Raw genomic sequence first — 14605 nt, 5'->3', positions numbered from 1 at the left:
CATTTCCGATCAGAGGGATAATATAGACTCCATCGTTCGACGGAGTTGAAAAGTGAGTGAGCCCGGCACCCCTACGCTCGACCAACTGCGTGTCTTTCTCGCGATCGTGGACGAGGGGAGTTTCGCTGCGGCCGGACGCAAGCTCAACCGCGCCGTGTCCGTCATCAGCTACAGTATCGCCAACCTGGAGGCGCAACTTGGGCTGACGCTGTTCGAGCGTTCCGGCACGCGCAAGCCGGTGTTGACCGTGGCCGGTCGCGCAGTGCTTTCCGAAGCGCGCGCGCTCGCACAAGATATGGACGGGTTGCGCGCCAAGGTGCGTGGCCTGTTGACCGGCCTCGAAGCCGAAGTCGATCTTGCGGTCGATGTCATGCTGCCCGCCGACCGGCTGGGCCGCGTGCTGCGTGCGTTCGCGAGTGAATTTCCCACGGTCTCGCTGCGGCTGCACGTCGAGACCTTGGGGGCGATCGCAGCAATGGTGCTCGATCGGACCGCGGTGATCGGCATTTCCGGCCCGCTGGCGGCGGGGGTCGAGGGGATCGACAGTATCGCGGCGGGCTCGCTGCCGATGATCCCGGTCGCCGCGCCGGATCATCCGCTCGGCCGCATGGCCACGATCCCGCCCGGCGCGGCGCGCGGTTATACCCAGCTGGTGCTGACCGATCGCTCGCGCTTTACCGAGGGTCATGATTATTCTGTGACCAGCCACAAGACGTGGCGGCTCGCCGATCTCGGTGCCAAGCACGCCCTGCTGCGCGAGGGGATCGGCTGGGGCAACATGCCCGGGCCGATGATCCAGGCCGACCTGGCGGCCGGGACGCTCGTGCGTCTGGTGATGCCGGACCATGTCGGGGGCATCTATCGCTTCGCCGGAATCTGGCGGCGCGATGCCCCGCCCGGACCTGCCGCCGCCTGGCTGCTCGACCAGTTCGTGGCGCTGGGCCGCAACGATCTCGAGGAGGCCGGGCTGGGCGACATCTAGAAGCGCAACATCGCCTCGGCTCCCATCATGCGGATCGGGCGGGCGCTGCCGGTCTCGCGGAGGAAGTCACCGGGCTGAAAGATCGAGGCGGACGCCGAAACGTTGAGGATCGGCGTCGCCTGCCAGCCCAGCGATAGCTCTGCCTGATTGCCGATATGGCGCGCGGATGAGCCAGCGGCGGCGCGAATCACCTGGCCCGGCAGGTCGTAAACGCCATCGGCGCGGCTGAACCGCCAATAGGCGATGGCGGCAAGCTCGATCGAAAGGCTGGGGCCGAGATCGGCGTTGACGCTGGGATGGACGTTGATGATGTTGCGCGGTCCGAACGGTGAAAGTTCGCCGAAATATTTGCCCTTGGGGAACATCGCGTTGAAGGTGCCGAGCCGGTCATCGGCAGGGTTGCGATCGCCGCTCGCGATATTGGCGCGCAGGCGAAGGTGCGGTCGCATCGGGCCGTTCAGCGCATAGCCGGTTTCGGTCGCGATCGACCAGGCGCGGATCGTCTGCCCGACAAAGCTGCCCCGCTGGAGCATCGCTTCCCAATTCCAGGCAAGCCCGCCTTTCCTGCCGAACAGCCGGGCGCCGACGGTGTCACGCCGTTCCTGGCCGACGCGCCCACCAAACTGTGCCGCCGCGTCGCCATAGTGCAGCCAATAGAGATCGGCCTTGGCAAAGCCGTTCAGGGGCAGCGTCGCGTAAACGCCGTCGAGGCGCTTGGTCGGCGAGCTGCGATCGTCGAAGGTGCCGGGGCGGGCAGCGACCGGGCGCAGATGCAGTGCCTCGAGCTTCCATGCCCCGCGCTGCCAGCTCACCCGCGCGCCGTCGAACGGCTGCGGGATGTTGGGACCATAGCGCGTGCCGACCAGTCGCTCCGATCCCAGCGCAACCAGCTCACGCCCTCCGCGCAGGGTCAAAGTGCCCCCGGCAACGGGCAGTTGGGCGTCGACAAAGCCCTGGAGCAGATCGACCCCGGTGCGGTCCACCGGCCCTGCCCCGCCGGCTACCCCGACGGCGTAACCGGCGATCCCCTGCACGAAGGCGCGGATCGGACCGGCTTTCGCGCTCGCCAGCGGCATGAGGCGCAGCCAAAGATAGCCGTCATCGGCCGCCGGCGCCTCGCCCCACAGATTGTCGGCGAACCCCTCGTACCGCGCCCGTACTTCGCCCCCGAGGGTTAGCGTGACGTTGGCATCGGCGTCGAGTGGTTGGGCTTTCAGGCGTTCCCACCAGTGCGCGTCGCGGTGCGCGGCAGTCGACGGTTGCGCCCAATCCTCGTCATAGCGAAGATTGGTCTGTGCGACCTGTGCTCCGGCCGTGGCCGGTGCCAGGGTGAGCGCCGCCAAGAGCGCCGCGCGCCTCATCGCGAGATCAGGTGCCGCACGACCGGCGGCGCATCTTCGCGCTGGAAGGCGCGCACTGCATCCTGCTGCACGCGATCGGCGTTCGTCACCCGCTCATGCTGGCGCAGATGCTCAAGCCAGCTTTCGACCGTGAAGGTTTCGAGCACCAGCCCCGGTTCGGCGGCGTCCTCGTAAACGCCCCAATGGATTGCGCCGTCGCGACGGCGGATACGGTGCATGTCCTGCATTGCGGCAAAGAAATCGGGCACACGCGCGGGGTCGACGCGATACTCGATGGTCACCAGTACGGGGCCGCGATCATGCTCGACCTCATGCTCGATCAGCGGCGCGGGCCAATGCAGCGAAGGCGCGAGGTCAAGCTTCGCCATCCCATCCAGCGGATATAGCAGCGCGAGCGCCAGTGTGACGACGGCAAGCAGGCCGGCCGCAGTCAGCAGCGTCAGTGGCACGCCGATCTGCCCGGCGACGCTGCCCCACAACGTGGAGCCGGCGGTCATCGACCCCTGGAAGACGAGCAGATAGATCGCGAGCGCACGCGCCTTGACCCAACTGGGCGAGCTGGCCTGCGCGCCGCCGTTCAGCGATGCCATCATCGCGATCCAGGCAAAGCCCCCCGCGCCGAGCGCCGCGGCCGCGGCCGTGAATCCACTGGATTGCGATAGCCCGGCCATTGCGGCGGCGAGGAGCAGCGAGGCGGCGACCGTCGTTCGGTTGGCGCCGAGCCTGCCGCGCAGGCGCGGCATCAGCAGCGCGCCGATAATCGCGCCCAGCCCCATGAAGGTGAGCAGGCCGCCATAGCCGGCCGGTCCTAGCCCCAGGTCCCGCCGCGCGATGATCGGCAGCAACGCCCAGAGCGCGCTGGCGAACAGAAAGAAGCCGACCGAGCGGATCAGGACAGTCTTCAGTTCGGGCGCGCGCATGGCGTAGCGCAGCCCTGCACGCATCGCGCCCAGGAAATGCTCGGCGGGCAGCCGACGCTCGGCCGCATCGCGCCGCCAGCGCCACAGCACGGTGATCACGCCGAGCACCGACACGGCGTTCAGCGCAAAGACCGCGCCTGTGCCGGCCGCCGCGATGATGAGGCCGCCCAGTGCCGGGCCGATCGCACGCGCGATGTTGACGCCCAGGCTGTTGAGCGCGACCGCCTGTTGCAGCGCGGGTTGCGGCACCAGCTCTGGCACGATTGCTTGAAAGGTCGGGGCCGACAGCGCGGCGCCGACCGCGATGGCGGCGGTCAGCGCAAGCAGGATCCAGGCATTGGTTAGGCCGGCAAAGGTGCTGAGCGCCAGAACGGCAGTGGCGGTGAGGCCGAACAGCTGCGCACCGATCAGCAGCTTGCGCCGGTCGATGATGTCGGCGAGCGCCCCTGCGGGCAGCGCGAGCACGAACATCGGCAGCGTGGTCGCAGCCTGGACCAGCGCCACCATCAGCGGATCAGCCGACAGCGAGGTCATCAGCCACCCTGCGCCGACATCGTGCATCCAGGTGCCGATGTTCGACACGATGGTCGCAATCCAGATCGCGCGGAATACCGTGTTGCTGAGCGGCTTGTCGCTGGCCGCGGTCATCGTGTGCGCTCCTGCAGGATTGCAGACAGCATCAGTCCGCCGATCAGCCCGACATGCTCGAGAAAGGTGTTGCGCTCGTGAAAGCGCGCCATCGGATCGGCAATCGACCAGAACGGGTGCGCGATCAGCGTGGCGAGCGCAGTGAACACGCCCAGCGCGCCTGCGCCCAGCCACGCGCCACGTCCGACGATGATGGCCAGCGATCCGGCCAGTTGCACGAAAATGGTCAGCGCTGCGACCAGGATCGCCGGTTGCAGACCGAAATGCGCCGCCTCCCCGACGGCACCGTTCCAGTCGGCGATCTTGGCGAGCGCACTGGTCCAATAGGGCAAGGTGAGCAGTGTGGCAGCGCAGACCGCGAAGCGGCGGTCGACAAGCAGCTTGGCGATCGGGTCGGGTGTCATGACTTCAGACTGCCCAGCAACCGCAGCCGAACGCACCCCAGAAACTCTGGACGTCGGCAACCGGCGCGTTGCTGGCAAGCGCGGCCGCGTGATCATGGCCATGCACCGCGCAGGCCGAATGGCAACCGCATGCGCTGGCCAGCTTCTGCGCGGTTTGCGGCTCGCGGTGATAGCCGCCGAACGTTGCAACCGGAGACCAGTCGGGCATCGGCCTGGGCAGCGCCGGGGCGATCCCCGCATAATCGCCCTCACCATGCACGACCTTGCCGCCGAGCAGCGTCAGCACCGAACGCAGGTGGACGATGTCGCTTTCCGCGACGCTGAAATAATCGTCGGACAGCAGGGCAAGGTCGGCGAGCTGGCCCGCCTTGATCTGCCCTTTCTTACCCACCTCGTTCGAGAACCAGGTGTTGCGCTCGGTCCACAGGCGCAGCGCGAGTTCGCGGTCAAGGCGGTTGCGCACGGGATAGAGCGTCGTGCCGCCGACCGTGCGCCCCGTGACGAGCCAGGACAGCGAAACCCAGGGGTTATAGCTGGCAACGCGCGTCGCGTCAGTGCCGGCGCCGACGGGAATGCCGGCGTCCATCATGCGCTTGATCGGCGGGGTCGCCTCGGCGGCCTTGGCGCCATAGCGATCGATGAAATATTCGCCCTGAAACGCCATGCGATGCTGGACCGCAATGCCGCCGCCCAGCGCGGCGATGCGGTCGATATTCCGCTCGCTGATTGTCTCGGCATGGTCGAAAAACCAGTTGAGGCCGGACAGCGGGATGTCGCGATTGACCTTCTCGAACACGTCGAGCGCGCGGCCGATTGTCTGGTCGTACGTAGCATGCAGCCGCCACGGCCAGCGGCGTTCGGCCAGCAGGCGCACGACGGGTTCAAGGTCGCCCTCCATATTCGGCGGCATGTCGGGGCGTTCGACGCGAAAATCCTCGAAATCCGCCGCCGAATAGACCAGCATCTCGCCCGCGCCATTGTGCCGATACGTGTCGTCGCCATCACCGGGTTTTACCTGGGTCGACCAGGTGGCGAAGTCCTTCAGCTCCTCCTTCGGCTTCTGCGTGAAGAGGTTGTAAGCGATGCGCAGCGTCAGCTGGCCGTCTGCGTGCAGCTTCTCGATGATCTGATAATCGTCGGGATAATTCTGAAATCCGCCGCCCGCGTCGATCACCGATGTGACGCCAAGCCCGTTGAGCTCGCGCATGAAATGGCGAGTCGAATTGAGCTGATAGTCTTCGGGCAGCTTCGGTCCCTTGGCGAGCGTCGCGTAGAGGATGGTCGCGTTCGGCTGAGCAAGCAGGAGGCCCGTCGGGTTGCCGGCGGCATCGCGCACGATCTCACCACCCGGCGGGTTGGGCGTATCCTTGGTGTAACCCACCGCCCGCAACGCGGCGGCGTTGAGCAGGGCGCGATCGTAGAGGTGCAGGATGAAGACCGGCGTATCGGGCGCGGCGGCGTTGATCTCGGCCAGCGTCGGCAGGCGCTTTTCGGCGAACTGATGCTCGGTGAAGCCGCCGACCACGCGCACCCATTGCGGTGGGGGCGTGTTCTGGGCCTGCTTCTTGAGCATCGCCATCGCGTCGGCAAGGCTCGGCACGCCGTCCCAGCGCAGCTCCATATTATAGTTGAGGCCGCCGCGGATGACGTGGATGTGGCTGTCGATCAGGCCGGGGATCAGGCGGCGCCCTTTGGCGTCGATCACCCGCGCGTTCGAACCGATCGCCGCGCGCACCTCCGCTTCGGAGCCTACCGCCAGGAACTTTCCGTCACGGATCGCGACTGCCTCCGCCTGCGGGTTCGCGCGGTCGAGCGTGGTGACCTTTGCGTTGGTAATCAGGAGGTCGGGCTGCTTGGGCGACATGGCGAGGCTCTCCGTTGCGGTGAGAAGGGCGGTGGTGGCGGCGCCGGCGAGCGCCTGGCGGCGAGTGATCTGGGTCACGTTCGGGGTTCCTGATGCTGTGCGACAGGCAGCACGATCCACCGTTTGGCGAGCGGCGCGATCTGCTCGCCGGCAAGGATGCCGGCGAGCCCGATCAGCGCGATGATAGGCGGCGCAGGGGAGCGGACGCCCATCAGGCTATAGATGACGCCGATCAGCAGACCGGCTCCCAGCGAAAGCAGATAGGGTTTCATGCGTTTGCTCCCCTGCCCCCGGTCAGCCGCGGATGAACGCGAGCATGTCGGCGTTCAGCTCGTCGGCGTTCACGGTCAGCATCCCGTGCGAATAGCCGGGATAGAGTTTGAGCTGGGCATCGGGCAGCAGCTTGACCTGCAACTCGGCAGCATGCTTGTACGGGACGAGCTGATCGTCGTCGCCGTGCAGCACCAGCGTCGGAACCGTCATCGCCTTCAGGTCGTCGGTCTGGTCGGTTTCGGAGAAGGCCTTGATGCCCTGATAATGGGCCAGCATGCTGCCCATCATTCCCTGGCGCCACCAATTGTCGGCGACCGCCGGGATCACCTTCGCGCCGGGGCGATTGAAGCCGTAGAAAGAGGTGTCGGCGACTTCGCGGAAAAACGCCGCGCGATTGGCGGCCTGCGCCGCGCGCAGCCCGTCGAACACCGCCAGCGGCAGGCCGTCCGGATAGCGTTCGGTATCGAGCATGATCGGGGGAATCGCCGCGACCAGGATCGCCTTTGCGACGCGGCCCTGCGGGATGCCATAACGGGCAACATAAGCGGCCACTTCACCGCCGCCGGTCGAATGGCCGATGTGGATCGCGTTCCTGAGATCGAGATGCTCGACAACTGCAGCAGCGTCCGACGCATAATGGTCGATGTCGTGTCCGAAATCGACATGCGCCGAGCGACCGTGCCCACGGCGATCATGCGCCACGACGCGGAAGCCCTGATTGTAGAAGAACAGCATCTGGCTGTCCCAATCGTCCGAGGACAGCGGCCAGCCATGGTGGAACATGATCGGCTGGGCGTCCTTGGGCCCCCAATCCTTGTAGAAGATCTCGGTGCCGTCTTGCGTCGTGATGGTGCTCATGATTCGGTTCCTTTCTTCGTGGCTTTGGTGGGGTGGCCGGACCGCGAGTGGTCGGGGGGATGCGGTCCGGCCGGGGGGGGCTTCAGCGACCGCCTTCGGACGCGCCGAACATGGTCTTGGCGTAGGTGACGCCAAGACCGTAAGCGCCGCCCCATTTGCGGGCGATGCCGGTGGTCAGGTCATAGGTCTCGCCGCGCGCCCAATCGCGCTGCAGTTCCAGCAGATATTGCAGCGCAGTCATCGGGCGGGCGCCGGCCTGGATCATGCGGGCGACGGCGCGTTCATGCGCCTCCTCCGAGATGTCGCCAGAGGCGTCGGTGATGACATAGGCTTCAAAGCCCTGCTCGATCGCCGAAAGCACCGGGCCGACAATGCAGACCGAGGTCCACAGGCCCGCAAACACGAGGCGGCTCTTGCCGATGCGATTGACCTCTTCGATCACCGTGGCGTCTTCCCAGGTGTTCATCGACGTGCGGTCGAGCAGCGCCTGGCCCGGGAACGGGTCGGTCACTTCGCTGAACATCGGTCCGGAAAAGCTCTTTTCGGCCACCGTGGTCAGGATCGTCGGCACGTTGAAGCCGGCAGCCGCGTTCGCGACGAGCGCAGCATTGTTGCGCAGCAGTTCGGCCGCGATCGACTTGGTCGCGAACGCCATCTGCGACTGGAAATCGATCATCACCAGCGCATGATCGGTTGGCGAAAGCAGCGTGGTGGCCGGGGTGGCGGTAGCGGTTGTCATGGTCACATTTCCCTTTTTCAAAACATGGTTGGTGGTGTTGAAAGCGGTTTAGGGGCGCGGTGCTTTCCGGCCCATCCACATAAGATCGGTCGGATCGTTCGACTTTTCTGAAAAGTCGTCGCATTGCACGGGCTGGGCGAGCATGAGGCGGAGCACGGCTGCGAGGCCGAGCAGGTAAAGCAACATGCCGGCGGCCAGTTCGTCCAACCGGCCGATGAGCGCACTCACGGCCAGCAACGAAGCGATGCCGACCGAGCCCAGCACGAGCCGGCTGGCCCGTTGGTGCCCGCGTCGCCGATCTGCCCGCGACACCGGTGCCATGCCCTGCTTCACCCTTCCTTCTTGCATGCCAGCCTCCCGTTTCGGTCGATCACCGGAGCGGCGAGCGACGAGTCAGGAGGTAGCGCGGCACGACGCGCGGCGGCACACTGGCACGGGGGACGCCAGCCTCCCCCATTTGGGGGAGTGGATCGGACGATAGTTGCGCTATCGAGGGCAAATGCGCCGCCGCGCGCCCACGGGGGAACATCGCTTGCGCCACGCCATCGCCTGTCTGACTGCGATTGCCATGTTCGCCTACGCCCCCGGCGGGGCAGCGCAGATCGCGGGTTTCAAACACAGCAGCTGGACCCCCGAACAAGGCGCGCCCGGCAATGTCGTGGGGATCGCGCAGACGCCCGACGGCTATCTCTGGCTCGCCTCGGCCGAGGGGGTGTTCCGTTTCGACGGTCTGACGTTCGAGCGGATCGCGAACCCCGCTGACCGCCGTTACGCCAATGCCATTCCAACGGCGATCTTCGTGGACCGGCAGGGGCAGCTGTGGGTGGGGTTCAATCAAAATGCCGGCCCCGCCCGCTATCGTGCCGGTCGACTTCAGCCGGTCGCGATGCGCGATGCGCCCCCCTCGATCATGCGGTTCGCGCAATCCGCCGATGGCACGATGTGGGCGGCATGGGGTGGACAGGGCGAGCGGCTGTTCCGGTTGCGCGCCAACCGATGGGAGGCGGTGGACCGTTCCCTGGGCCTGCCACCGGGTGAGATCGCGTCGCTGGCGGTCACCGCAGATGACAGCCTTTGGGTAACGCTGGGAGAAAGCCGTGAGCGCGGGCGCCTGGCGCGATTGGCCCCAGGCGCCATGCGCTTCGAAGGCCAGCCCGATCGGATCGGCTTTTCGATGCTGGCACGTTCGCCCGACGGCGCATTGTGGGTGTCCGATCAGTTCGGCACGCGCGCGGTCCGCAGCGGGCAAGGATCGCGCCTGCCTGCTTCGCCGATCCTGTCGCCGGTGCAGGGCGCTGCTGTCCCGTCGATGGCGTTCGATCGGCGCGGCGGGGTCTGGGGTTCGACGCGCGGCGTCGGACTGTTTCGCGGCACGATCGGTGATGCGGGTGCGGTCGAGCGCATCGCGATCGGCCGGCAACTGACGTCCAACGCGACGATCGACGTGTTCGCGGATCGGGAGGGCAGCATCTGGGTCGCGACCGACGCCGGGCTCGACCGCTACCGTCCCGTCCCGATCATGCCGGTGTCGGCCGTTCCGTCCGATGTTCAGGACGGCGTCAAGCTCGCAGCCAGCGGCGGCGATGTCTTCATCGCCGCAGCGCGCGATATTTACCGCGCACGCGACGGGTCTATCGAACGCATCGACCGGATCGGCGAGCGGATCGCTGCGCTATGCCCCGCGCGCGATGGCGGCGTGTGGGCGGTGCACGGTGGACGCGTGGTGCGCTACGGTGCCAGCGCAGCCGCTGGCTTCGCGCGGCCCGTTGACCCCGTTGCGCCGACCGTTTGCGCGGAAGATCGATTGGGCCGGCTATGGGTCGATGGGCAAGACGGCCTGTGGGTACGCGAGGGTGATCGCTGGATCGAACGCTATACTGATGTGAGGAACGTGCTCGACATCGTGCCCGATCCAATCGGTGATGGCGTGATTGCAACTGCGGGCGACGACGGGCTGCTGCGCCTCACGCCGAGCGCGCGATCCACGATTTCTGCCAGCCTGCTGCGGGTCGGTCCGATTTCGACGATCTGGAGGACGGGTGATACGGTCTATGTCAGCGGCGCCCATGGCGTCGTGCGGATCCGTGCCGGCCAGATCCAGCGCATCGACACCCGAGCCAATCCGTGGCTCGTCGGTGTGCGCGGGATGGCGCGCGGTGGCGACGGCGCGGCATGGTTCCTGGTTCGGCTCGGCATTGCGCGTGTTGCCGGCGGTGAACTCGCGCGAGGGTTCAAGACTCCGGGTGCGACATTGCACTATCGCATGTACGACCATCTCGACGGCTATGAAACGCGTGGGCAGTCGATCAGCTTTCGCGGGCCGCAGGTCGAGGCGCTGAAGGATGGCCGCATCCTGCTCGCTTCGCGCGCTGGGCTGTTGCTGGTCGACCCCGCGCAGGCGCGCACGGCAAAGGCCGCTCCGCCTGTCGCCATTCGCTCGGTCGCAACGAGCGACCGCTTCTGGCGCGACCCGCCGGCGCAGCTTGAGCTGCCGGCCGGCACGCGCAGTCTTCGCATCGGTTTCGCAGTCAACAGCCTCGCGGTCCCGACGCGCAACGTGGCATTCTACCGCATGGACGGGTCCGATGCCGACTGGACGGCCGCCGGACAGCGGCGCGAAGCGAGTTACACCAATTTGGGCCCTGGGCGGCACGCGTTCCACGTGATTGCGCAGGATGCCAACGGCAACTGGAACCGGCAGGGCCGATCGATCACCATCGAGATACCGCCGACTTTTCTGCAAAGCTGGAAGTTCAAGGCGCTATGCGCTGCGCTGGCCGGGCTGTTGCTGTGGTTCGTCTATCAGCTGCGCATGCGCGTGCTCGCGCACCGCATCCGAAGCCGCCTGCTGGACCGGATGCGCGAGCGGGAGCGGGTCGCGCGCGATATTCACGACACGCTGCTGCAGTCGATCCAGGCGCTGATGCTCCGCTTCCAACTCGCGGTAGACGGACTGGCCGCCGATACGAAGGCGCGACGGGAGCTTGAGGAAGCGATGGACCGGGCCGACGAGGTCGTGGCCGAAGGCCGCGACCGGCTCCGTGACCTGCGGCGCGGTAGCGGACTGGAGGATCCCGAGGCGACACTGCGCGAAATCGCTGGCCGACAGCTTGCCGGAACCGCCATCGCGACCACCGTCCGATCGTCGAGCGCGCGCCGCCCGCTCGACCCGGTTGCATGGGACGAACTGGCGAGCATCGCAGCCGAAGTCATGTTCAACGTCGCCCGGCACGCGCATGCCGCCAATATGACCGTTGACCTGCAATACCGCTCGACCGGTATCGAACTGTCCATCGCCGATGACGGGATCGGCATACCGGCCGATGTCGCCCGAGAGGGGCGACGCGGTCATTACGGTATCCCCGGCATGCGCGAGCGGGCGGCGCGCATCGGCGGCACGCTGCGCATATCGCGGCGGCGTGAGGGCGGCACCGAAGTCACGGTAGCCGTGCCAGCCGCCATGGTGTATCGGGCGGGCAGTGAGCGGGGATGATCATATAGGCCGCGATGATGCGCGGAACCGCGCCACGCAGCGCCGCATCCGTGTACTGGTCGTCGACGATCATCCCATGATGCGTGAGGGGATTTGCGCAACGCTCGCCCGACATGACGATATAGACGTGGTTGGTGAGGCCGGGGATGGCCACGAAGCGCTGGCAACGTTCCGCGAAAAGCGTCCCGATGTCGTTTTGATGGACGTGCAGATGCCCCGGCTGGGCGGGATCGAGGCGCTTGAGGCCATTCGCGCCGAGGATAGCAAAGCCGTCGTGCTGATCCTCACCACCTATCCCGGAGATGCGCAGGCGCACCGCGCGCTTGCGGCCGGGGCGGAAGGCTATCTACTCAAATCCTGCCTGCGCAAGGAGCTTGTCGATACGATCCGCGCTGTCCATGCGAAGCGCCGGATCATCGCGCCCGAAGTTGCGCAGGAACTGGCGGTCCATGCCCTCGACGACCGCCTGACCGAAAAGGAGATCTCCGTCCTTCGGCTGGTCGCCGAGGGTCAGCCGAACAAGCAGATCGCCTGGCAACTCGGCATATCGATCGAAACCGTCAAGTCACACCTCAAGGCGGTCTTTGAAAAGCTGCAAGTCGACGATCGCACCCACGCCGTTACCGTGGCCTTGCGGCGAGGGTATCTGAGCTGAACCTCAAGCTCGGCGTAGCGCGGGCGCGTCGATCCACAGCAAAGGCTGCCGCACGGGAAAGTTGCGGACCACCTCGGGAATAACCGGATCGGGGTTCAGCCCGCGCCACAGTTCGGTCCAGCGAGGTTCGCCCAATGCGCGCGCGCCGAACAGCAGCGCGGGATGGCGCACCGGAAAACCGTCAAAATATTCGATGTCCGGCGCGAACGGCCAGCGGCGCTTGTCGGCAACGAACGGGGCCATGAAACGGATCGCCTGGCCAATCGATCGCCCATCGGACGTCCGCCACCCGATCAGTTCGTCGTCGCGTGTCGAAAGCAGGCAAGCGGACGCGGCAAGTACGTCCAGGTTGAACAGGCAATAGGCATAGGGTTTGGTCCGCGCGAGTTCGAGCGGCTGACGGCCGTCGGGCGCGATCTGGGTCGGAATGATCACCGCCTTGAGCCGTTCGCGCGCGGTGGCGAGCACGTCCCGCCGTCCCGCCGTGGATGCGAACGCCGCCGCCTGGAGCAGCCAGCATGTGCCGTGATTATTCTTCTGATCCCGCTCCTCGATCCCGAACGGGGAGGTGGTCAGCCAGTCGAGATAGCGCGCGAACCAGCGCTCGACGCCGGCTCGGACCGTCGCATAGCCGGGCGCATCCCGGCGCGCGAACAGACTGGCTGCGCGCGCGACCTCAACGATTTGCAGCGTGTCGATCACCCCGATAGCACGACCGGTGTTGACACCGATGACCGCCTGGGCGTGCTGAAGATTAGGGTGCATCGCTGTCGCGGGATCGACGAACCAGGCGCGCAGATGGTGCATCGCCGCAGTGGCGAAGCGTGCGTCGCCGGTCAGGTCCCAGGCGGTGGCGAGCATTGGCACAATCCGCCCGAATGCGATCAGCGCATCGCGATGGCCGTCGAACTTGTCGGGATTGGAACGGCCGTCCCGGCGAATATAGGGGCCGCCGGGATTGGCGGGGTCAGGCCACCAATAGTCGCCTTCGGAATAATAGTCCTGACGCGTGCCCGGGCTGCGCGGCGCAGGAATCGATGCGATCGTGCGCGGGACTTCGGCCAGCATCGCGCGCGCACGCGGCAATATCCGGCGGCGCTCGATCGCGCGCAGGTCGAACACTGCGGCGCGCGCCGCCACAGGCAGCAGCAGCGGTGTGGCGAGCAGCGTACGGCGGTCGATCATTCGGCCGAACGGTAGCGTAGTGCCATATCGCCCGCCAGCTGCCGCCGATAGGCGCCCGGCCCCCACGCGGCATCGGCGCGGACAAGCAGATCGTCCAGCGCCTGGGCTGGCCATTTCATCTCCTTGTGCGGCCAGTCGCTCTGCCGCTCGCGATACGCAGCGATGAAGTCGGTCGCCTTGCGCAGGGTGCGCCCCTTGGCTTCGGCACGATAGAGGTCCCTGCCCAGGCACGCAGCGCTGTCCGCCAGATGGTAAGCCGCGTCGAGTGTGAAGACCGAATAATGGAAGCTGCGCGTGCGGGTCAGCTCGTGCGGCAGCGCGCCCGAGGCATCGATCTGCTTCTCCATCCGCAGCTTGGGAAATGCGGCGACGGTTTTGCGCGCGATGTCGTCGCGGCGTGCGAACAGCGCGAAGCGGGCCAGCTGCGCGTCATACCAAACACCATGATTGTTATGGGCCGCAGCCTCCTCCTTGCCGTTCTTGCTGGTGCGCATCCAGTCGACATAGGCGGAGAACCACGCCTCAAGCTTGCCGATCTCGGCGGCCGACAGCGCGCCCGTCGGGCCGATCAGCCCGACGGCGTCGATCACCGCGATGAATCCACTGGTATCGAGCACACCCTCGGCCCGGCCATTCTCACGCCCCGGCACCGCCTGCGCGTAGTTCATGTTCGGGTTCATACCCGTGGTGGGATCGAGGAACCAGGCGCGGATCAGCGCCGCAACCTTATCGGCATATTTGCGCTCACCCGAATGATAATAGGCGAGCCCCAGCGTGTCGGCGTCGCTGATCAAGCGGCCGAGCGCGGTGCGGTCGAAGCGGTTGGTGTCGCGTTCCGGATTTACCTGCCCGTCCTTGCGGACATAGGGACCCTTGGGATTGGCGGGGTCGGGCCACCAATAGGGCGCGAGGCTGAGATAATCGCGGCGATCATTCGACAGCGGTATGGTGCGCTTGTCGAGGACCGAGCCCGGCTTGCGCGCCAGTGCCTGATCGGCGCGGGCGATGAGCGCGCGATAGGCCGTGGCAACGGGAGGATCGTTCAGCGAAGCCTTGACCGCTTCAAGCTCGTCCGGACGCAGCGTAAAGGTGCGGCGCCCGCCGAATGCGGCGGCATAGCCTTCGCTGCCCTGACATTGTGCCGGGGCTGCTGGGTTAAAGGCCGCCGCCGGGGTCGAAACCACGGCGGCGATAACGGCAAGGCCCAAGAGCGGAAGGGTCCG

12 protein-coding genes and 1 pseudogene are annotated in these 14605 nt (G+C 66.6%); 3 read left to right on the top strand and 10 right to left on the bottom strand.

Features of this window, described 5'->3' with window-relative positions; all coding sequences use genetic code 11:
* The first annotated feature begins 52 nt into the window (after nt 1-52).
* A complete protein-coding gene (locus ACRYLO_RS00475) occupies nt 53-982 on the top strand; it encodes a LysR family transcriptional regulator (protein WP_482658388.1) in 930 nt (309 codons plus the stop codon).
* Here the strand turns inward: ACRYLO_RS00475 and ACRYLO_RS00470 are convergent.
* From ACRYLO_RS00470 to ACRYLO_RS00435, 8 genes and pseudogenes are all read right to left on the bottom strand, one after another.
* Nucleotides 979-2325: an alginate export family protein gene (locus ACRYLO_RS00470; RefSeq protein ID WP_482658387.1), complete on the bottom strand. Its 1347-nt coding sequence runs from the start codon at nt 2323-2325 to the stop codon at nt 979-981. The genes ACRYLO_RS00475 and ACRYLO_RS00470 overlap by 4 nt on opposite strands.
* Before the next feature lie 14 nt (nt 2326-2339).
* Nucleotides 2340-3911, bottom strand: coding sequence for an MFS transporter (locus ACRYLO_RS00465; protein WP_482658386.1), 1572 nt, complete (start codon nt 3909-3911; stop codon nt 2340-2342).
* On the bottom strand, nt 3908-4315 hold the full coding sequence (locus ACRYLO_RS00460; RefSeq protein WP_482658385.1) for a DoxX family protein: 408 nt from the start codon (nt 4313-4315) through the stop codon (nt 3908-3910). Before ACRYLO_RS00460 ends, ACRYLO_RS00465 begins: the two co-directional genes overlap by 4 nt.
* Before the next feature lie 4 nt (nt 4316-4319).
* A complete protein-coding gene (locus ACRYLO_RS00455; protein WP_482661647.1) occupies nt 4320-6179 on the bottom strand; it encodes an amidohydrolase in 1860 nt (619 codons plus the stop codon).
* Nucleotides 6180-6298: 119 nt separating this feature from the next.
* Nucleotides 6299-6451: pseudogene (locus tag ACRYLO_RS00450) on the bottom strand (DUF1427 family protein); the annotation flags it as partial.
* 22 nt (nt 6452-6473) lie between these two features.
* Nucleotides 6474-7310: an alpha/beta fold hydrolase gene (locus ACRYLO_RS00445; protein ID WP_482658384.1), complete on the bottom strand. Its 837-nt coding sequence runs from the start codon at nt 7308-7310 to the stop codon at nt 6474-6476.
* A gap of 82 nt (nt 7311-7392) precedes the next feature.
* On the bottom strand, nt 7393-8049 hold the full coding sequence (locus ACRYLO_RS00440; protein ID WP_482658383.1) for an isochorismatase family protein: 657 nt from the start codon (nt 8047-8049) through the stop codon (nt 7393-7395).
* A gap of 48 nt (nt 8050-8097) precedes the next feature.
* A complete protein-coding gene (locus tag ACRYLO_RS00435; protein ID WP_482658382.1) occupies nt 8098-8382 on the bottom strand; it encodes a hypothetical protein in 285 nt (94 codons plus the stop codon).
* A gap of 235 nt (nt 8383-8617) precedes the next feature.
* Here ACRYLO_RS00435 and ACRYLO_RS00430 point away from each other — a divergent pair, with 235 nt between their 5' ends.
* Nucleotides 8618-11542: a sensor histidine kinase gene (locus ACRYLO_RS00430; RefSeq protein WP_482658381.1), complete on the top strand. Its 2925-nt coding sequence runs from the start codon at nt 8618-8620 to the stop codon at nt 11540-11542.
* Nucleotides 11529-12197, top strand: coding sequence for a response regulator transcription factor (locus ACRYLO_RS00425; RefSeq protein WP_482658380.1), 669 nt, complete (start codon nt 11529-11531; stop codon nt 12195-12197). The genes ACRYLO_RS00430 and ACRYLO_RS00425 overlap by 14 nt, the downstream gene beginning before the upstream one ends.
* A gap of 3 nt (nt 12198-12200) precedes the next feature.
* On the opposite strand, the gene ACRYLO_RS00420 is transcribed toward ACRYLO_RS00425, so the two are convergent.
* Nucleotides 12201-13382 (bottom strand): alginate lyase family protein, encoded by a 1182-nt coding sequence (locus ACRYLO_RS00420; protein ID WP_482658379.1) that lies wholly within the window; start codon nt 13380-13382, stop codon nt 12201-12203.
* Nucleotides 13379-14566: an alginate lyase family protein gene (locus ACRYLO_RS00415; RefSeq protein WP_482658378.1), complete on the bottom strand. Its 1188-nt coding sequence runs from the start codon at nt 14564-14566 to the stop codon at nt 13379-13381. Before ACRYLO_RS00415 ends, ACRYLO_RS00420 begins: the two co-directional genes overlap by 4 nt.
* Nucleotides 14567-14605 lie beyond the last annotated feature (39 nt).

The organism is Sphingomonas sp. SDUR79 (assembly GCF_056821745.1).
The sequence above is the reverse complement of the archived record's forward strand: the minus strand, read 5'-3'. Positions and strand labels throughout refer to the sequence as shown.

Excerpts from the sequence above, each read along its gene's own strand:
- ACRYLO_RS00455 (WP_482661647.1), bottom strand. The coding sequence starts at position 6,179 with ATGTCGCCCAAGCAGCCCGACCTCCTGATTACCAACGCAAAGGTCACC.
- ACRYLO_RS00445 (WP_482658384.1), bottom strand. The coding sequence starts at position 7,310 with ATGAGCACCATCACGACGCAAGACGGCACCGAGATCTTCTACAAGGAT.
- ACRYLO_RS00420 (WP_482658379.1), bottom strand. The coding sequence starts at position 13,382 with ATGATCGACCGCCGTACGCTGCTCGCCACACCGCTGCTGCTGCCTGTG.
- ACRYLO_RS00465 (WP_482658386.1), bottom strand. The coding sequence starts at position 3,911 with ATGACCGCGGCCAGCGACAAGCCGCTCAGCAACACGGTATTCCGCGCG.
- ACRYLO_RS00460 (WP_482658385.1), bottom strand. The coding sequence starts at position 4,315 with ATGACACCCGACCCGATCGCCAAGCTGCTTGTCGACCGCCGCTTCGCG.
- ACRYLO_RS00440 (WP_482658383.1), bottom strand. The coding sequence starts at position 8,049 with ATGACAACCGCTACCGCCACCCCGGCCACCACGCTGCTTTCGCCAACC.
- ACRYLO_RS00430 (WP_482658381.1), top strand. The coding sequence starts at position 8,618 with ATGTTCGCCTACGCCCCCGGCGGGGCAGCGCAGATCGCGGGTTTCAAA.